Here is a 17,845-nt window from a genome sequence, read left to right as displayed (position 1 = left end):
GGCCACGCTCACTTCGCGATCAGGCTGGCGACGTTGGGCTGGCCCTTGAGCATGGCCTGGTCGTTCATGAGGTCGACCCAGTAGGTGAGCTGCTTCTCGGTGACCACCGGCCCGGGCGGCGAGATCTGGATCTTCGCAATCACTTCCGGTGGCAGCTTGATGTATTTGCCGATGGCCGCGCGCACGGCGTCGTTGTTCTTCGGCTGCTGCATGAAGGCGGCGGCTTCCTGCACCGCTTCGCGAAAGGCGCGCGCCGCGCCGGCGTTTTGCGCCACCCAGTCGCGCCGCGCGGTGTGGATGATGGTGGGCTGGTTCTCGGGCAGGAAGGTCGAGTAGTACGACGCCACGTAGCCGATGCCGCTGTCGGTGATGCGGCTCATGAACGGATCGGCGCTGACCACCGCATCCACCGAACCGCCGCGCAGCAGGTCGCCGTGTTGCGGGAACGACGCCTCGACGAAGTTGACCGTCTTGAAATCCACGCCCTGCGTCTTGAGCCAGCCGCGAAAGGTCACGTGCAGAAACGCGCCCAGGCCGGGCACGCCGATCTTCTTGCCCACGCAGTCCTTGGCCGTGCGGATGCCGCTGCCGGCCTTGGCCACCAGGCCGAAGCCGGTGATGGTCTTGGAGGTCACGCCGCCACCGGCCACGACCACGTGGTCCAGCCCGCCGTCGACCGACTGCAGGAACACGCTGGGTGTGGGTCCGCCGATCTGCAGCGAGCCGGCCTGCACCGCGGCCGGGATGGTGGAGTTGATCGGGATGAACTTGAGCTCCACATCCAGCGCCCGCTTCTTGAAGTAGCCGTTTTCTGCCGCGATGAACACCGAGGCAAAGTCGGTCACGGCCGTGTAGCCGAACACGATCCTGGTCGCGCTTTGTGCGAACGCAGGCAGGCCGATGGCGGCCGGTACAGCGGCCAGAGCGGCCAGGGCGGTGCGTCTTTTCATCTCTGTCTCCTCGTGGTGATGGCGGAACGGGTTGGGGTCGGGACGGGCAAGGCGGCGCGCAGGCCGCCGACGATGAAGCGCACCAGGCGCTCGCTGGCGGCGGGATCGCCGGGCTGGTTGACGTCGAGCGACAGGCGTGCGACCCGGTCGTCCACCAGGTGGTGCAACAGCGCGCCGAGCGCGAACTGGTAACCCCAGGCCACATCGGCCCGTGTGGCGTGGGGCAGTGCGGCGTGCAGCGCATCGATGAAGCGGTGGGCCATGGGGTCGAAGAAATCGCGCAGCACGCGATCGGCTTCCTGGCTGTTGTAGGCGAGCTCGCGGCCCACCAGCTGGGCGTAGTGGTGCCCCTCGGGGCTGGCGCGCAGCTTGATGACCGGACCGACAAAAGCCTCCACGATGCGCGTGAGCGTCTGCGGGTCCGCGGGATCGTGCGAGGCCGAGTCGAGCGCGGCCAGGCGCTCTTCGATGGTCTGGTTCCAGTGCGCGAAGATGGCGTGGAACAGCTCGTGTTTCGGGCCGTAGTAGTAGGCCACCAGCGCCAGCGGCACACCGGCCTCTTCGGCAATCTGGCGGATCGTCACCGCGTGGTAGCCGTTGCGCGCAAACAGCTTTTCGGCTGCGGACAGGATGGCTTGTTGCCGGTCGGGCCGCTGCGGGCTGCGCACAGCCGTGGCGCCCTTTCGGGTGCGCGTTGCGGCTGCGGCGGTCCTGGGTTCGCTGGGCATGGGAGACATTGAACGGCCGTACAAAAATATTGAACACCCGTACAAACCCGAGGCCCGCAGGCACCACGGAAGGGAACCGCGCTGTTAACCTGCTGGCCAAAAAGGACAACGACATGAACGAGACAAATCCACCCCCTTTCACGCCACAGATCCGGCTCTACCAGCAGTGGCTGGCCGATCAACGCGGCCTGCATTTCGACGACTACCAGGCGATGTGGCGCTGGTCGACCACCGAACTCGAAGCGTTCTGGCAAAGCATCTGGGACTACTTCGACATGCACTCGCCGACGCCGCACACCGCGGTGCTGGAGCGCAACGTGATGCCTGGGGCCCGGTGGTTCCCGGGCGCGCAGGTGAACTACGTGGAGCAGGTGTTCCGCCATGTGCAGCCCGCGCACGAGGCCGGCTTCATGGCCATCGTGAGCCGCAACGAAAAGGGCCGCCATGTGGAGATGAGCTGGCCCGAGTTGCGCCGCCAGGTGGCGTCGCTTGCGCTGCACCTGCAGGCCCAGGGCGTGCAGCCCGGCGACCGCGTGGCCGCGTACCTGCCCAACATCCCGGAGGCCATGGTCGCGTTTCTGGCCACGGTGAGCATCGGCGGTGTGTGGAGCCTGTGCGCGCCCGACATGGGCACCCACGCCGTGCTCGACCGCTTCCGCCAGATCGAACCGGTGGTGCTGATCGCCTGCGACGGCGTGACCTACGGCGGGCGCGACTTCGATCGCCAGGCCGTGGTGGCCGAGCTGCGCGCGGCCCTGCCCACGGTGCGCCATGTGGTGCTGCAGACCAACCTGGCGGCCGACGCCGAGGACGCGGCCGAAGCCGCAGAACGCGCGCTGCGGGCCGCCGCGCCCTGCACCGATTTCGCTGAAGCCACGTCGCGCATGGACGCCGCAGTCGCGCAGTTCGAACCGCTCTGGCTGCCGTTCGACCACCCGCTGTGGATCGTGTATTCCAGCGGCACCACCGGCCTGCCCAAGCCCATCGTGCACGGCCACGGTGGCACCACCATCGTGGCGCTCGCGCTCAAGATCCTGCACAACGACATCGGCTGCAGCTACGAACCCAACAGCTGGGGCGAGCGCTACCACTGGTACAGCTCCACCGGCTGGGTGATGTGGAACGCGCAGACCGGCGGCCTGCTGGGCGGCACCACCTGCGTGATCTATGACGGCAACCCCGGTGGATCGAAAGACAAGCCCGACTGGACCACGCTGTGGCGCTTCGCGGCCGAACAGGGCGTGACCTTCTTCGGCGCGGGCGCGGCGTTTTTTGCCAACTGCTTCAAGGCGGGCGTGGACCTGTCGACCTGTGGTGATCTGTCGGCGGTGCGCGCGCTGGGCACCACCGGGTCGCCGTTGTCGGAGGATGCGCAGAACTGGGGGACGGAGCAGTTCCGCAAGGTATGGGCAGCAGAAGACCGATCCACCGCCGGGCCGCCCCAAGGTGGATCAGCCCCCTCGGGGGGCAGCGGACCTCGCGCAGCGGGGGAGCGTGGGGGCGACATCTGGTGGTGCAACATCAGTGGCGGCACCGACTTCGCCGGCGCCTTCATCGGCGGCAACCGCGACCTGCCACAGACCCCCGGCCGCATGCAATGCCGCCTCATGGGTTGTGCGGTGGAAGCCTGGAACGAACAAGGCCAGCCGGTGATCGACGAGGTGGGCGAACTCGTGTGTTCGCAACCCATCCCGTCGATGCCGCTGTACTTCGTGGGTGACGTCGACAACAAGCGTCTGCTCGGCAGCTACTTCGACAGCTACCCCGCCGGCCACGGCCGCAAGCCCGGTGGTGGTGACCTCGACAACGCAGCCGGCGCCGTCTGGCGCCACGGCGACTGGCTGCGCATCCACCCCGACGGTTCGTGCGTGATCTACGGCCGCTCGGACGCCACCATCAACCGCCACGGCCTGCGCATGGGCACCAGCGAGCTCTACAGCGCGGTCGAATCGCTGCCCGAGGTGATGGACTCCATGGTGGTGGATCTGGAATACCTGGGCCGCGAGAGCTACATGCCGCTCTTCGTGGTGCTGCGTGAAGGCGTGCTGCTCGACGACGCGGTGCGCGCGCGCATCACCGACAGCATCCGCACCGCGCTCTCGCCGCGCTTCGTGCCCAACGACGTGTTCCAGGTGGCCGAGATTCCGCGCACGCTCTCGGGCAAGAAGCAGGAGTTGCCGATCAAGAAGCTGCTGCTGGGGCAGCCGCTGGAGAAGGTGATCAACAAGGAAGCCATGGCGAATCCGGGCTGCCTGGACTGGTACGTGGATTTCGCCCTGCGCCGCCAAGGCGCCTGAGAACCCGGCCTTCGGGCTAACCCGCTGTCGGCAACGCCGGCCTTGCGCTAAGTTGGAGGCCCAGCCAAACACCGGAGACGCGCGATGCAGCCCACCGACCGTTCTGTCAGCCGCCGCAAGGCGCTCACCCTGGCTGCCAGCGGCGCCGCCGCGGTGGCCGCGCCGGGTCTGTTCAGCAGCGGGGCGTGGGCGCAAGACAAGTTTCCCTCGCGCCCCATCACCCTCATTGCGCCCTGGCCCGCCGGCGGCAGCAGCGACGGTGTGATGCGGGCACTGGCCCAGAGCGCGAGCAAGGCCCTGGGTGTGCCGGTGGTGATCGAGAACAAGCCCGGTGTGGGCGGCACGCTGGGCGCCAGCGCCATGGTGCAGGCCAAGCCCGACGGCTACACGCTCACGCAGCTGCCGCTGGGCATCTACCGTCTGCCGCACATGCAGCCGATGCCCTTCAATCCGGTGACCGACATCACCCACATCGTCTGCCTCACCGGCTACACCTTCGGCCTCGCCTGCACGGCGGAGGCGCCGTTCAAGACGCTCAAGGAGATGGTGGCCTACGCCAAGGCCAACCCGGGCAAGCTCGAATACGGCCACACCGGCACCGGCACCACGCCGCATCTGGCGATTGAAGAGTTCAGCGAGAAGGCGGGCATCCAGCTCAACCCCATTCCGTTCAAGGGCTCGGCGGAAATCATGAGTTCCATTCTCGGGGGCCACATCCGCATGATGAGCGGCACCACCGAATTTGCACCGCATGTGCAGAGCGGCAAGCTGCGCCTGCTGGCCACGCTGGGCCGTGAGCGCAACAAGGCCTTTGCCGACGTGCCCACGGTGAAGGAAAGCGGCTGGGACACCATCAGCGAATCGCCGTTCGGCATCGGCGGCCCCAAGGGCATGGACCCGGCCGTGGTGAAGGTGCTGCACGACGCGTTCAAGTCCACGCTGGACGACCCCGAGGTCAAGGCCACCTTCGACAAGTTCTACCAGCCCACGATCTACATGAACACCGCCGACTACACGGCCTATGCGGCGCGCACGTTCGAGGCGGAGAAGAAAACGATTGAGCGCCTGGGTTTGTCGAAAAAGAGCTGATCGGGTCGGTGCGATTCGCCGCCGGGCCGCCCCAAGGCGAATCAGCCCCCTTGGGGGCAGCGACCCGCGAAGCGGTGGAGCGTGGGGGGGGCTACCGCTTGCTCACCAGAACAATTCCAACGGCCACACCCACCAACGCCAGCACCAGCTGCAGCGTGAGCGGCTCGCTCAGCAGCACCACGCCGAACACCAGCGCAAACACCGGCGTGAGGAAGGTGAAGGTCGACATCTGCGTGGCCGGGTAGTGGCGCAGCATCCACATCCAGGTGAGGTAGCTCGCGAACGCGCCCACCACCGTCTGGATGGCCAGCGAACCCCAGGCGCGCGCCGAGTAGTCGAGCGACCACACCTCACCAAGTGCAAGCGAAATGAAGGGCGCCACCGCCGCCGTGACGGCGACCTGGTAGAACAGTGTTTTCTCCGGGCTCGCGGTGGCGAGTCTGCTGGCGCGGATGGTCAGCGTGGTCAGACCCCAGAGCACGCCCGCCGCCAGTGCCATGGCATCGCCCAGCCAGGCGCCGGCCACCGGCGAGCCGTGCATGAAGCCTTCACCAAAGGCCAGCGCCACCGCGGCAAACGCGATCACCAGGCCCACCCACTGGATGCGCCGCAACTTCTCGCCCGGCACCACGCGCGGCAACAGCAGGGCCACCACAAAGGGGCTTGTGTAGAGGAACACCGTGAGGCGCGAGGCGGTGGTGTGCATCAGTCCGAGGTAGATGAAAGCGAATTCACCCGCGAACAGCGAACCCGCGAGCAGTCCGGCCTTGAGCGTGCCGTCGCGCTGGAAGAGCGGCACGCCGCGCGTCGCGCACCACGCCCAGATCAGCACGGCCGCGCCCCAGAAACGCAGGGACGCCTGCCAGAGCGGTGGCACCTCGCCCACCGTGTCCTTGATCAGGATCTGCTGGAAACCCCAGAAGGCACAGCACACCACGAGCAGCGTGATGGCGAGGGAGTCGAGGTGGTTCTTGCGTGCGGTGGGCGGGGTCATGCCGCCCATTGTCGCGAGGTCGTGCGCGGCGCCCTGTCGCTGGTGCGCGCGCCGGTCAGAGCGGGTGTTCGGTGTAGAAGCGCCCGCCGTGGAACAGCAGCGGTGAGGCCTCGGCACGGTGGCTGCAGCGCTCCACCTCGCCCACAAAGATCACGTGGTCGCCTTCAGCGTATTGGCTGCGGTTGAAGCATTCGAACGACGCGGCGGCGCCTTCGAGCAAGGGCGCGCCGTTGCCGCCTTCGCGAAACGCCACGCCGGCCCAGCGGTCGGTGTCCTTGGCGGCGAACTGCTCGGCCAGCGCCTGCTGGTCGGCCGCGAGCACGTTGATGGCGTAGTGGCGGCCATTGGAAAACGCGGCCATGGAGCCGGCCGATCGGCCCAGGCTCCAGAGCACCAGCGGCGGATTGAGTGAGACCGAGTTGAACGAGTTGGCGGTGAGCCCGACCAGTTCGCCGCTGTCGGTGCGCGCGGTGACGATGGTCACGCCGGTGGCGAACATGCCCAGCGAGGCGCGGAACTCGAGCGCCGAGAAATCGGGCGCGCGGGCCTGGAGGGCGGTGGGACGGTCAGAAGGCATCGGGGGCAGGTGCGTGGAACGGTGGTGGGTGGATTCTCGGTGATCGGTGCCTTGGTGCGGTACCGTCCCTAGAATGCCGTGATGCATTGCCCCCCTTTGTCCCCCGCGAACCGCCTGTCTGCCTGGGCCGTGTTCGCCGTGCTCGCTGCGGGGTGGCTCTGCACCAGCGCTGCGCAGGCCGCGTCGCCTCTGCGCGGACCGCCTCACCACCGAACCACCGTGCCCGCCAGCGCGCCGCCGTGCGTGCACCTGTCGGCCCGCCTGCCGCACATGGGCCGTGCGCTGTGCGATGCGGCCGAACTGGTGGCCACCGAGGGACGTTCGTCGCAGGGCCGCACGCTGTACGCGCGCGACGTGGTGGCGCCCCAGGCGCGCCTGCGTGTGCTGGTGGTTGGGGCCATGCACGGCGACGAGATGTCATCGGCCTCGGTCGCGCTGCACTGGATACAGCACGCACTGAAGGAGCCGGCCGACGCGCATTGGCGCTTCATTCCCGTGCTCAACCCCGACGGTTTGCTGGCGCGGCCCTCCAGGCGCATGAACGCGCGTGGTGTGGACCTCAACCGCAACTTCCCCACGCCCAACTGGGCCAGCGATGCCAAGGTGTACTGGGAACAGCGCACCAGGAAGGACCCGCGCCGCTGGCCCGGGCCCAGCCCGCTGTCGGAGCCGGAGTCGCGTTTCTTGCACGACGAGATGGCGCGCTTCCAGCCGCACCTCATCGTGAGCATCCACGCGCCCTACGGCGTGCTCGACTTCGACGGACCGGGTGCACCACCGCCCAAGCTCGGGCGGCTTTACCTCGACCAGGTGGGCATCTTTCCGGGCAGCCTGGGCAACTACGGCGGCGTGCACCGCGGCATGCCGGTCGTCACCATCGAACTGCCCAACGCCTTTCGCGCGCCGCTGGACAGCGAGATGCGCCAGATGTGGATGGACCTGCAGCGCTGGATGGTGGAGCGGCTGCGGCCCTGAGTTCTTCAGCCCCGCCGCAGTTGCCGGATCGGGCTCGGCAACTGCACGTCACGGTTCAAGCGTCGAACGCCATGCCGCACGGACGCCAGATGCGCGCCGCCATGTGCTCGGTCAGTCGCCGGGGCCGGCAGCGCTCCCGGCCATGGGGGTTCTCCGGTGGGTGGACGGGAACGGGGGCAATGAAGGCCGTTCGACGGCAACTTGGCCCGCATGATCAAACGTCGCTGTCGACCGGTAAGATCGAAAAAAAGGTCGGATTCATCCATGAAATCAATCAACGTTTCGATGCGCGATTTCGACGCGTTCATCGCGTTGGCACAGGTTCAACATTTCACCCGCGCGGCGGAGCGGTGCAACCTGTCCCAGAGCGCGTTCAGCCAGAAAATCGGCCGCATCGAGGCCAGCGCGGGCGTGCGGCTGTTCGAGCGGTCCACCCGCCACGTGACGCTCACGCCCGAAGGTGAGGTGTTTGCCGAAGAGGTGCGCCGCATCCAGGCCGATGTACAGCACGCGTTCTCCGGCTTGCAGGATCTTGCCCACCGCCGGGTGGGCCGGGTGGCGGTGGCTGCGCTGCCCTCGGTGGCGGCGGAGTGGATGCCGCCGGTGATTGCCCGCTACCGGGCGGCCAATCCGCAGATCAAGGTCGAACTGTTCGACTCGCTGGCAGGCCCGGCGCTGTCCATGCTGCGCGAGGGCCGCGTGGACATGGCGATCACCTCGGGCGAAGACCTGCGCGAGTTCGAGTGCATGGTGCTGCGGCTGGAGAAGTTCTTCTTCGTCTGCCGAGACGACCATCCCATGGCGGACAAGAGCTCGGTCAGCCTGCTGCAGGTGGCGGGCGCCGACATGATGCACCTGGCGCGCAGCAGCAGCGTGCGCCAGCACCTGCAGGCGCAGCCCGCGATGCTGGCAGCACCGCCGCATGGTCTGGAGGTGGAGCACCTCGCCACGCTGGCCGCGCTGATCGCGCAGGGGCTGGGTGTGAGCGTGGTGCCCGAGCTCACCTTGTTCCACTTTCGCCGCGACCGGCTCAAGGCCATCCCGATCCGCGACCGACAGTTGCGACGCCCGATCGTGCTGGCACGCCACAAGGCGCGGGCCTTGTCCATCGCCGCGCGCGCCATGTTTGACGAGGTGGTGGCCCAGGCGCGGGCCTGAGTCACCGGGCGCTCAGGCCCGGCTGGGTGGCGGGGCGACGCTGAAGTGCCGGGCTGCGCGGTGTACTTGCGCGGGCATGCCGTGAAAGCCGAAGTCCATTGCAGGTTGTTCGCCACTGATCAGCTCGGCCAGTGCCTTGCCGGAGCCCGCGCCGTGGGTCCAGCCCAGCGTGCCGTGGCCGGCGTTGATCCAGAGGTTCTTCAGCGGCAGACGGCCAATGAGCGGGATGTTGGTCGGCGTGGCCGGGCGCAGGCCGCACCAGAACTGCGGATCGCCGCCCTGCTCGGGCGTGCGCGTGTCGGCCACACCGGGAAACACCTGCTCGATGCGGCGCACCAGCATCTCGCAGCGCTTTTTTGCCAGCGGTGTGTCCAGCGAGAGGTCAAACCCACCCAGCTCGATGGTGCCGGCCACGCGCAGCTGGTTGCCCAGGCGCGAGACAGCGATCTTGAGCTGGTCGTCGATCATGCTCACGCTGGGGGCCTGCCCGGGCTTGAGCAGCGGCAGCGTGGCGCTGTAGCCCTTGCCTGGGTAGATCGGCACAGTCACACCGACGGACTTGAGCAGCGGCGTGGTGTACGAGCCGCAGGCCACCACAAAGGCGTCGGCCTTGAGCGCCCGCACGGTGCCGCTCTGGCGGTCGCGCACCCGCACCTCGCGGATCTCGCGGCCGTCGCTGTCCAGGCGCTCGATGTCGTGGCCGAACATCAGCCGCGCGCCGCGCTGGCCGCACAGCTGGGCGAGTTGTTGCGTGAAGCTGCGTGCGTCGCCCGACTCGTCGCTCTGGGTGTAGGTGCCGCCCACAATCCGGTCGGCAAAGGCGCTGAGCGCGGGCTCGATGGACAGCAATTCGTTGCGCGATACCACGCGGCGCTTGACGCCGAAGCGCTGCATCACGGCGGCGGCTTCGGCAGCGCCGTCGAAAGACTTCTGGTCGGTGTAGTAGTGGGCGATGCCGCGCTCCAGCCGGTGGTAGTCGATGCCGGTGGCGGCCACCACGGACTTGAGCGCAGCGTGGCTGTAGGAGCCCAGAGCGACGAGTTGCGCCACGTTGCGCTCGAACGCGGCGTCGTTGCACTGCGCCAGAAACTGCAGACCCCAACGCCATTGCGCCCAGTCGAGCTGCGGGCGGAACAGCAGCGGCGACTCGTCGGAGAACATCCACTTCAAGGTCTTGAGCGGCGCGTCCTTGTTGGCCCAGGGCTCGCAGTAGCTCACCGAGATTTGTGCCGCGTTGGCAAAGCTGGTTTCCAGCGCGGCGTCGGGCTGGCGGTCGACCAGCGTGACCTCGTGGCCACGCTCCAGCAGGTGCCACGCGGTGCTGACGCCGATGATGCCCGCGCCGAGAATGGTGACCTGCATGACCTGCTCCTCAAAGGAATGAAACTGGTCGCAGTATCGAAAGAAGCGGTCTCGAAGTGAAGCGGAATTAAACTAAAATTTTGGGCATCAGATCTGCTTATATGACCAGCGAGCACCCATGAGCACCTTCGATCCCGACGCCCTCGAATGCCTGGCCGCCATCATTGAAGAGGGTGGATTCGAGCGCGCTGCGCAGCGCCTGTCGATCACGCAGTCGGCGGTGTCGCAGCGCTTGCGGGCCCTGGAAGCACAGGTGGGCACCGTGCTGATCGTGCGCAGCCGCCCGCTCAAGCCCACGCAGGCCGGCCAGCTCATGCTCAAGCACGCCAAGATGATGCGGCTGCTGCGCGCCGACCTGGAAAAAGACCTCAAGGAACTCGCGCCCAGCTCCACCGGCAGCGGCCGCGAGGAAGAGCGCATTTCGGTGGCGATCAACGCCGACAGCATCGCCACCTGGGCGCTGCCCGCGCTGGACGCCCTGGCGCAGAACGGCCTGCCGATCGAAATCATCACCGACGACCAGGAGTTCACCCACGAGTGGCTGCGCGAAGGTCAGGTGCTGGGCTGCGTCACCTCGCTCGGCCAGGCGCTGCGCGGCTGCAAGATGGAAGCGCTGGGTTGCATGGACTACGTGGCCGTGGCGCGTGCCGACTTTGCCGCGCAGCACCTGCCCAAAGGTCTGAATGCCCACAACTTTCACAAGGTGCCGTTCGTGGCCTTCAACCGCAAGGACAACCTGCAGCACGGCTTCGTGATGAAGGCCTTCGGTCTGCCGCGCGTGATGCTCAAGCAACTCTTCGTTCCGGCCAGCGAAGGCCAGGTGCGCGCCGTTCAGGCCGGCTGGGGGGTGAGCGTCCTGCCCGAGCTGCGGGTGCGCGAGCTGATCGAATCGGGCGAACTGGTCAATCTGGCGCCGCGCCACCGGCTCGGGGTGGCGCTGTACTGGCACTGCTGGAACCTGAGCTCGGACGTGCTGGACGCCTTGAGCAAGGCCTTGCGCACCGCGGCTGCGGACAACCTGCGCCCGGCGAATTGACAACAAAAAGCCCCGCCGAAGCGGGGCTTGATGCAAGCGAGCGCCCGCTTACTTGGGCATGATCACGGTGTCGATGACGTGGATCACGCCGTTGTCGGCCGCGATGTCGGTCTTGACCACATTCGCCGCGTCCACCTTCACACCGCCCATGGTGGCCACGGTGATGGAACTGCCCTGCACGGTTTTCACCATGCCGGCTTTCACGTCCTTGGCCATCACCTTGCCGGGCACCACGTGGTAGGTCAACACCTTGGTCAACGCGGCCTTGTCTTTCAGCAGCGCGTCCAGCGTGGCTTTGGGGATCTTGGCGAAGGCTTCGTCGGTGGGGGCAAACACGGTGAACGGGCCTGGGCCCTTGAGCGTGTCGACCAGGCCGGCGGCTTGAACGGCTGTGACCAGGGTCTTGAACGAGCCGGCGGCCACGGCCGTGTCGACGATGTCGGCGGCCTGGGCCGAGCCGAGGGCGCCGAGGGCCAGCAAAGATGCGATGAGGGTTTTCTTCATGGTGAGGTCCTTGGAAAAATGGAGGGAAAGTCAAGAGCAGAAGCACCCGGCTGGTGGGCCGTGCCCGTGCTGTGAGCTGGCGTGTTACGAGCAAGTTTCAAAATGGACTTATTAGTATGTAACATTACTTTGCGGTAGGGTTATCGACGACCCCGTCGATATCGGGCAGAATCCGAGACGTATCAAAAGGTTGTTCATGACCAGCGCAGTCCAAAAATCTCCCACCGACACTCCCCAGAAACGCAGCTTTCGCCAGCAGATGCACCTGGCCCGTGAAGACGCCATCGTCTCGGCGGTGAACCGCTTGCTGGCCGAAAAGGGCTTCGACGCCATGACGGTGGACGAGGTGGCGGCCGAGGTGGGCATCGCCAAAGCCAGCCTGTACAAACATTTCCCCAGCAAGGAAGACCTCGCGGCAGCGGCCATGGTGCGGGTGATGGACCGGGCCCGTGCCTTTCTGGACAGTCTGGAAGCTCACCCCGAACGGGCACCGATCGAGCAGCTGCGGGCCGTGGCCCGCTGGACCATGGAGGTGCAGCTGGCGGGCGAAATGCCTTCATTGCCGAGCGAAAACTCCAGCCTGCGGGCTTCGCTCACCACGAACAAGGCATATGTCGATGGCCTCATGGACGTGAGCGAGCGGCTGGGTCAGTGGATCACCCAGGCCCAGGCCGACGGCAGCCTCAACAACAAGCTGCCTCCCATTGCCGTGCTCTACACCTTGTATGCGCGCGCCTGCGACCCGGTGCTGGGTTTCCTCAAGGGCTCGGGCCAGCACAGCGCCGAAGAGATCATCGAGATGGTTCTCAGCACCTGTTTTGACGGATTGAAGTCGCGCTGACCGCAAGCCTTCGACGCGCACAAAAAAAGGCCGCGATAGCGGCCTTTGTTGTCTGCGCCAGCGCTCTCAGCGAACCAGCAGCACCGGCACGCCGCAATGCGCCAGCACCTTGGTGGCCACCGAGCCCATGACCAGGTTGCCCAGCGCGCTGTGGCCGTGCGAGCCCATCATCAGCAGGTCGTACTTGCCGTCGTTGGCCACCTTGGCAATCAACTCGCCCGGCGAGCCCACCTTGCTCACCACTTTGGGCTCCATGCCGTGGCGCTTGAGGAACTTGACCACGGGAGCCGTGACCTTGGTCGCCTCGTCGGCGTAGTAGCCATTGGCCACGTCGGCGCCCACGGCAGCGCGTGCACGCGGAGGCAGGGGCAACTGCACCGTGATGAGCGTGACGGTGTTGTTGTTGCCGAACATCTCGTCGTGCGTGGCGAGGTAGGCCAGCATCTTCTTGGTGTAAGCACTGCCATCAACGGCGAGCAGGATCTTCATGAAGGTCTCCTTGGAGGTTCGTTAGGGTTCAGGCGAGTTTAGGGGCATCGTGGGCCATTTCCTTGCGCTGGCTCAAACGGGCTGCGGCTCGGCCGGAGCGAGCCCGCGTGCGCTCACCTCGATGCAGCGTGTCGGCACAAAGCCCGCCTGTTCGTTCTTGTCGTGGTAGCCCAGGGGATTGGCGATGATGCGGCAGCGCCCGACCTGCACATCGGTCGGGCAATGCAGGTGGCCGTGCAGCCAGACATCGGCCAGCGGCAGCAGCTCGTCCAGCCCGTTGCAGAAACCCGCGGTACCCGGGCTCATGCCGTAGCGCGGGTCCATGCTGTGCAGCGTGGGCGCGAAGTGGGTGATGACCACCGTGGGGCCGTCGAACGGCTCGGCCAAGGCCTCGCGCAGCCAGGCCTGGCAGTCCAGTCCGAGTGCGCGCATGGCCTCGGCATCGAACAGGCGGCCGTGCCGGCGGCCGTTCATTTTCTGCAGGTAGTGGTTGGCGGCGCGAAACGCTTTTTCGCGCTGGCGCAGTCGGTGCGTGAGCGGGTCGGGCGCGCGCGGTTTTTGAACGGCTCCGGCACGGCTGTGCCGTGCGGGCGTGGGCTCCGGTGCATGCTCTCCCAATGCGTCGTAGTCGCTCCAGAGCGTGGTGCCGATCAGGCGCACACCCTGCATGTGCAGGCTCTCGCGCTCCAGCCACTGGATGCCCAGTCGATCACAAGCCTTTCGCAGTTCTTCGTGGGCCTGGTCCACGTCCAGCGCGTCGTACTCGTGGTTGCCGGGCACAAACACCACCGGCGCGGGCCAGCCCGCGTACTGCGGCAAGGGCGAGAAGCGCTGCAGGCCCCAGTCCGGCTCGTTCATCACGCTGCCGTCCCGGCGCGTCTGGTAGGAACCGATGTCACCGGCCAGCACCAGCAGGTCGGCCCCGGGCGCCGGCACGGGCACGAAGTCGGGGTTGGCTTCCAGGTGCAGGTCGCTGAGCAGTTGGATCTTCATGCGGCCATTGTCCGACAGCCCGTCATGCGGAATCGGCTGACTCGCGCCGTGCCACAGCGTGCGTGGCCGCATCGACCACGCGAAACCCGATCGCCGATGCCCGCTCGACCGCTTCGCGCAGCCAGCGGTGGCCGCTGTTGTGGGTGGCCTGGCGGTGCCACAGCGCGTCCACGTGCACCGGGGGCACCGGCAACGGCAGGTCGAGCAGGGCAAGTTCGTGTTCCATGCCGGTGGCGCCCACGAAGTGGCGAGGCAACACGGTGAGCAGGTCGGTGGTGGCCACCACCCGCCCTGCGGTGAAGAACTGGTTGACGGTGAGCACCACGCGCCGCTGGCGCGAGAGGGCGGCCAGCGACTCGTCCACAAAGCCGAAGGGCCGCCCGGAGAAGCTCACCAGCAGGTGGCGCGCCTCACAGTAAGCGTCCAGGCTCAGTGGCTGCCCGGCCAGCGGGTGGCCCTTGCGCATGACCACCACGTATTCGCCGTCGTACAGGCGCTGGTGCAGGAACTGCGGGTTGTTTTCCTGCAGGTGCAGGGCGCCGAGTTCGGCCAGCACGCCGGGAAAGTGGCCGATGGCGAGGTCGGCCGAGCCGCTCTCCAGCAGTTCGCGCGGATCGCGCGTGGTCAACGGCAGCACGCGCAGATTCACGCCGGGCGCTTCGGCTTCGAAGATGTCGATCAGGCCGGGCACCAGCTTGGCGGCGGTGGCGTCCGCCATGGCCAGCACAAAGGCGTTGTGGGCCGTCAGCGGGTCGAAGGAGCCCGGGGCCAGCGATTCGCGCAGCAGGTGCAGCGCGTCCCGAATGGAGGGCCACAGGCTCAACGCCAGCGGCGTGGGTTCCACGCCGTAGCCCGAGCGGCGCACCAGATCGTCCCCCACCACCTCGCGCAGCCGGCGCAACGCATTGCTCACCGCCGGCTGGGTCATGGCGAGGTTGTGGGCAGCGCGGGTGAGGTTGCGCTCGGTCATGACCTCGTCAAAGACCCGCAGCAGGTTCAGGTCGAGGTTGCGAAAGTTCAGGCTGTTTATCACCCGTGTGAATGTAAGACATCACAAAGATAAATTGGCGAAGAATTCGGGTTAACCCTAGTATTGCGGTGTCCAAAAGACATTCCTTCCTTCTCAGGAGCCCGCCATGAGCACCCTTGCATCCACACCTTCTTCTGTTTCGATCGGCCTGCGCCGCGCCCCCTCCAGCCACCACCAACCCAAGCGCGTTGATGGCTCCCGCGGCCTGGCCGCCATGTTGCTGGCCGCTGTTGTTGCGGCCATGGTTGTCCTCGCCGATCGTGTGATCAGCACCTGGGCCGACGGCCACCTCCTGCTGGCCTGGGTGTTCCTGTGGGTCGTGGTGTTTGCGGGTCTGGCCTTGTTTGCCGATTCGGCCCGTCGCATGGCCCGCCGCGGCATCGTGGTGCTGGACAGCTGGTCGGAGTCGATGGCCGAAGCCCGCGCCGAAACCCGCCTGTGGGAAATGGCCCGCCAAGATCCACGCCTGATGAGCGAACTCACCCTGGCCCGCACGCGTGCCGAGCAGGATGAGCCGGCGACCTCGTTCGACTCGGCATTGGCGCCCCTGGGCCTGCCGGTTGCCACCGCCACCATCGCCGCGCCGGAGGTTTCGTACTGGGAACGCCTGGGTCAGGCCCGTGCTGCGCGCCACATGCACAACCGCTACCTGTGATCACCTGATCCGCCGACCCGGCCAGGGTCTGCGCACAAAAAAGCCACCGGGTCCGGTGGCTTTTTTTTCGCCCGGACGTCTTGATCCGGGCGGTGTCCCGGTCAACGGCAGATCGTGCCGCCGACCGTTTCGGGGTCGCCGGCCTCAGGCGGCCAGGCGCTGCTCGATGTTTGCTTTTGTCTCCTCGAGTTCCCGTGGCAAGTGATGGGCCAGCTGCGTGAACAGCTCGGTGTGCAGCGCGAGTTCCTGCGTCCAGGCGGCCTTGTCGATGTGGGTGACGGTCTTGTACTGCTCGGTGGAGAAGTCCAGACCGTCCCAGTGGATGTCTTCATAGCGCGGGCTCACGCCAAACGCATGTTCGGTGCCCTGGCCACGGCCTTCCAGGCGGTCGATCATCCACTTGAGCACGCGCATGTTTTCGCCGAAACCGGGCCAGACAAACTTGCCGGCTTCGTCCTTGCGGAACCAGTTCACACAGAAGATGCCGGGCAACTTCGCGCCCTGGCCTTGCAGTTTTGCGCCCAGGTCCAGCCAGTGCTGGAAGTAGTCGCTCATGTTGTAGCCGGCGAACGGCAGCATGGCGAACGGATCACGGCGCACCACGCCTTGCGCACCGAAGGCGGCGGCGGTGGTCTCCGAGCCCATGGTCGCGGCCATGTACACACCTTCAGTCCAGTTGCGGGCTTCGGTCACCAGCGGCACGGTGGTGGAGCGGCGGCCGCCGAAGATGAAGGCGTCGATCGGAACACCGGCCGGGTCGTCCCAGGCCGGGTCGAGTGCGGGGTTGTTGGTGGCGGCCACGGTGAAGCGCGCGTTGGGGTGCGCGGCCTTGGCGCCCGTTTCCTTGGCGATCTGTGGTGTCCAGTCCTTGCCTTGCCAGTCGATGGCGTGTGCGGGGGCCTCGCTCATGCCTTCCCACCACACGTCGCCGTCGTCGGTCAGGGCCACGTTGGTGAAGATCACGTCGCGGTCCAGGCTGGCCATGCAGTTCGGGTTGGTCAGGGTGTTGGTGCCAGGCGCCACACCAAAATAGCCCGCTTCGGGGTTGATCGCGTAGAGGCGGCCGTCGGCGTGCGGCTTGATCCAGGCGATGTCGTCACCGATGGTGGTGACGCTCCAGCCCTCGAATCCCTTGGGCGGAATCAGCATGGCGAAATTGGTCTTGCCGCAGGCGCTGGGGAAGGCCGCGGCCACGTGGTACTTCTTGCCTTCGGGGTTGGTCACGCCCAGGATGAGCATGTGCTCGGCCAGCCAGCCCTGGCGCTTGCCCATGGTGGAGGCGATGCGCAGCGCAAAGCACTTCTTGCCCAGCAGCGCGTTGCCGCCGTAGCCCGAACCGTAGCTCCAGATCTCGCGCGTTTCAGGGTAGTGAACGATGTACTTGGTGGTGGGGTTGCACGGCCAGCCGTTGGTGTCGGTTTCGCCAGCGGCCAGGGGCGCGCCCACCGTGTGCACGCAAGGCACGAACTCGCCGTCGGTGCCGAGCACGTCGAACACGGCCTTGCCCATGCGGGTCATGAGCTTCATGTTGACGGCCACGTAGGCGCTGTCGGAGAGCTCGATGCCGATGTGGGCAATGGGGCTGCCCAGCGGGCCCATGCTGAACGGCACCACGTACATGGTGCGACCGCGCATGCAGCCGTCAAACAGCGGCTGCAGGGTGGCGCGCATCTCGGCCGGGGCTTTCCAGTTGTTGGTCGGGCCGGCGTCTTCCTGCTTGTCGGAGCAGATAAAGGTGCGGTCTTCCACGCGGGCCACATCCGACGGGTCGGAGCAGGCCAGGAAGCTGTTCGGGCGCTTGACCGGGTTGAGCCGCTTCATCGTGCCGGCACTCACCAGCTGTTCGCACAGGCGCGCGTATTCCTCGTCGCTGCCGTCGCACCAGACCACGGTGTCGGGCTTGCACAGGGCGGCCATGTCGGCCACCCAGGCGATCAGCCGGGCGTTCTTCACATAGGACGGGGTGTTGAGGGTCAGGCCCTGCATCACGGGAGAGTTCATGGAAAAGACTCCAGAAGTTGATAACCGGTGCGCACCAGAGACGCCGACAGCCGCGGGCTGCAGTGCATGCAGCTGGGCGGCTGTCGGGGGTCCCTTGTGCTTGAAAGGGTGGTCGGCGCGGTGGCCGGGAGGCGGTTGGCGCCCGCCGGCAAGAGGGACAAGGGGC

The 17,845-nt window shown here is 66.8% G+C and carries 17 protein-coding genes; 7 read left to right on the top strand and 10 right to left on the bottom strand.

Features of this window, described 5'->3' with window-relative positions; all coding sequences use genetic code 11:
* Positions 1 to 8 precede the first annotated feature (8 nt).
* Complete coding sequence (locus tag BSY239_RS19600) at positions 9 to 950, bottom strand: ABC transporter substrate-binding protein (RefSeq protein ID WP_069048280.1); 942 nt, start codon at positions 948 to 950, stop codon at positions 9 to 11.
* Positions 947 to 1,678 (bottom strand): TetR/AcrR family transcriptional regulator, encoded by a 732-nt coding sequence (locus BSY239_RS19595; RefSeq protein WP_172823132.1) that lies wholly within the window; start codon positions 1,676 to 1,678, stop codon positions 947 to 949. Before BSY239_RS19595 ends, BSY239_RS19600 begins: the two co-directional genes overlap by 4 nt.
* A gap of 113 nt (positions 1,679 to 1,791) precedes the next feature.
* Between BSY239_RS19595 and BSY239_RS19590 the strand changes: the two genes are divergently transcribed.
* Together BSY239_RS19590 and BSY239_RS19585 are read left to right on the top strand one after the other, a co-directional pair.
* A complete protein-coding gene (locus tag BSY239_RS19590) occupies positions 1,792 to 3,975 on the top strand; it encodes an acetoacetate--CoA ligase (RefSeq protein ID WP_069048278.1) in 2,184 nt (727 codons plus the stop codon).
* Between the two features lie 84 nt (positions 3,976 to 4,059).
* Complete coding sequence (locus tag BSY239_RS19585; RefSeq protein ID WP_083240081.1) at positions 4,060 to 5,064, top strand: tripartite tricarboxylate transporter substrate binding protein; 1,005 nt, start codon at positions 4,060 to 4,062, stop codon at positions 5,062 to 5,064.
* 91 nt (positions 5,065 to 5,155) lie between these two features.
* On the opposite strand, the gene BSY239_RS19580 is transcribed toward BSY239_RS19585, so the two are convergent.
* Together BSY239_RS19580 and BSY239_RS19575 are read right to left on the bottom strand one after the other, a co-directional pair.
* The gene (locus BSY239_RS19580; RefSeq protein WP_069049104.1) at positions 5,156 to 6,058 is read right to left on the bottom strand and encodes a DMT family transporter; all 903 of its coding nucleotides are present in this window, start codon (positions 6,056 to 6,058) and stop codon (positions 5,156 to 5,158) included.
* Positions 6,059 to 6,113: 55 nt separating this feature from the next.
* Complete coding sequence (locus tag BSY239_RS19575) at positions 6,114 to 6,635, bottom strand: flavin reductase family protein (RefSeq protein WP_069048277.1); 522 nt, start codon at positions 6,633 to 6,635, stop codon at positions 6,114 to 6,116.
* 96 nt (positions 6,636 to 6,731) lie between these two features.
* On the opposite strand from BSY239_RS19575, the gene BSY239_RS19570 reads away from it, so the two are divergent.
* Both BSY239_RS19570 and BSY239_RS19565 read left to right on the top strand, forming a co-directional pair.
* A complete protein-coding gene (locus BSY239_RS19570) occupies positions 6,732 to 7,610 on the top strand; it encodes a M14 family murein peptide amidase A (protein WP_236944106.1) in 879 nt (292 codons plus the stop codon).
* 264 nt (positions 7,611 to 7,874) lie between these two features.
* Positions 7,875 to 8,768 carry a LysR family transcriptional regulator gene (locus BSY239_RS19565; RefSeq protein WP_069048276.1) on the top strand — a complete coding sequence of 298 codons (894 nt, stop codon included), beginning with the start codon at positions 7,875 to 7,877 and terminating at the stop codon, positions 8,766 to 8,768.
* A 12-nt stretch (positions 8,769 to 8,780) separates the two neighbouring features.
* Here BSY239_RS19565 and BSY239_RS19560 read toward each other — a convergent pair whose 3' ends face one another.
* On the bottom strand, positions 8,781 to 10,130 hold the full coding sequence (locus tag BSY239_RS19560) for a D-amino acid dehydrogenase (protein WP_069048275.1): 1,350 nt from the start codon (positions 10,128 to 10,130) through the stop codon (positions 8,781 to 8,783).
* A gap of 118 nt (positions 10,131 to 10,248) precedes the next feature.
* On the opposite strand from BSY239_RS19560, the gene BSY239_RS19555 reads away from it, so the two are divergent.
* Positions 10,249 to 11,166, top strand: a complete 918-nt coding sequence (locus tag BSY239_RS19555; RefSeq protein WP_069048274.1) for a LysR family transcriptional regulator ArgP — start codon at positions 10,249 to 10,251, stop codon at positions 11,164 to 11,166.
* Between the two features lie 48 nt (positions 11,167 to 11,214).
* On the opposite strand, the gene BSY239_RS19550 is transcribed toward BSY239_RS19555, so the two are convergent.
* Positions 11,215 to 11,670, bottom strand: coding sequence for a fasciclin domain-containing protein (locus BSY239_RS19550; protein ID WP_069048273.1), 456 nt, complete (start codon positions 11,668 to 11,670; stop codon positions 11,215 to 11,217).
* Between the two features lie 196 nt (positions 11,671 to 11,866).
* Here BSY239_RS19550 and BSY239_RS19545 point away from each other — a divergent pair, with 196 nt between their 5' ends.
* A complete protein-coding gene (locus BSY239_RS19545; protein WP_069048272.1) occupies positions 11,867 to 12,511 on the top strand; it encodes a TetR/AcrR family transcriptional regulator in 645 nt (214 codons plus the stop codon).
* Positions 12,512 to 12,577: 66 nt separating this feature from the next.
* On the opposite strand, the gene BSY239_RS19540 is transcribed toward BSY239_RS19545, so the two are convergent.
* The 3 genes from BSY239_RS19540 to BSY239_RS19530 all read right to left on the bottom strand — a co-directional run bounded on the left by BSY239_RS19540 (position 12,578) and on the right by BSY239_RS19530 (position 15,023).
* Complete coding sequence (locus BSY239_RS19540) at positions 12,578 to 13,000, bottom strand: universal stress protein (RefSeq protein WP_069048271.1); 423 nt, start codon at positions 12,998 to 13,000, stop codon at positions 12,578 to 12,580.
* Between the two features lie 72 nt (positions 13,001 to 13,072).
* Complete coding sequence (locus BSY239_RS19535) at positions 13,073 to 13,993, bottom strand: metallophosphoesterase (protein ID WP_069048270.1); 921 nt, start codon at positions 13,991 to 13,993, stop codon at positions 13,073 to 13,075.
* Between the two features lie 22 nt (positions 13,994 to 14,015).
* Positions 14,016 to 15,023 carry a LysR family transcriptional regulator gene (locus tag BSY239_RS19530; RefSeq protein ID WP_069049102.1) on the bottom strand — a complete coding sequence of 336 codons (1,008 nt, stop codon included), beginning with the start codon at positions 15,021 to 15,023 and terminating at the stop codon, positions 14,016 to 14,018.
* Positions 15,024 to 15,129: 106 nt separating this feature from the next.
* Here BSY239_RS19530 and BSY239_RS19525 point away from each other — a divergent pair, with 106 nt between their 5' ends.
* Positions 15,130 to 15,678: a hypothetical protein gene (locus BSY239_RS19525; RefSeq protein ID WP_069048269.1), complete on the top strand. Its 549-nt coding sequence runs from the start codon at positions 15,130 to 15,132 to the stop codon at positions 15,676 to 15,678.
* Positions 15,679 to 15,822: 144 nt separating this feature from the next.
* Here BSY239_RS19525 and BSY239_RS19520 read toward each other — a convergent pair whose 3' ends face one another.
* Positions 15,823 to 17,679 carry a phosphoenolpyruvate carboxykinase (GTP) gene (locus BSY239_RS19520; RefSeq protein WP_069048268.1) on the bottom strand — a complete coding sequence of 619 codons (1,857 nt, stop codon included), beginning with the start codon at positions 17,677 to 17,679 and terminating at the stop codon, positions 15,823 to 15,825.
* Positions 17,680 to 17,845: the final 166 nt, after the last annotated feature.

It is taken from the genome of Hydrogenophaga sp. RAC07 (genome assembly GCF_001713375.1).
In the GTDB taxonomy this organism is placed as follows: domain Bacteria; phylum Pseudomonadota; class Gammaproteobacteria; order Burkholderiales; family Burkholderiaceae_C; genus Hydrogenophaga.
The sequence above is the reverse complement of the archived record's forward strand: the minus strand, read 5'-3'. Positions and strand labels throughout refer to the sequence as shown.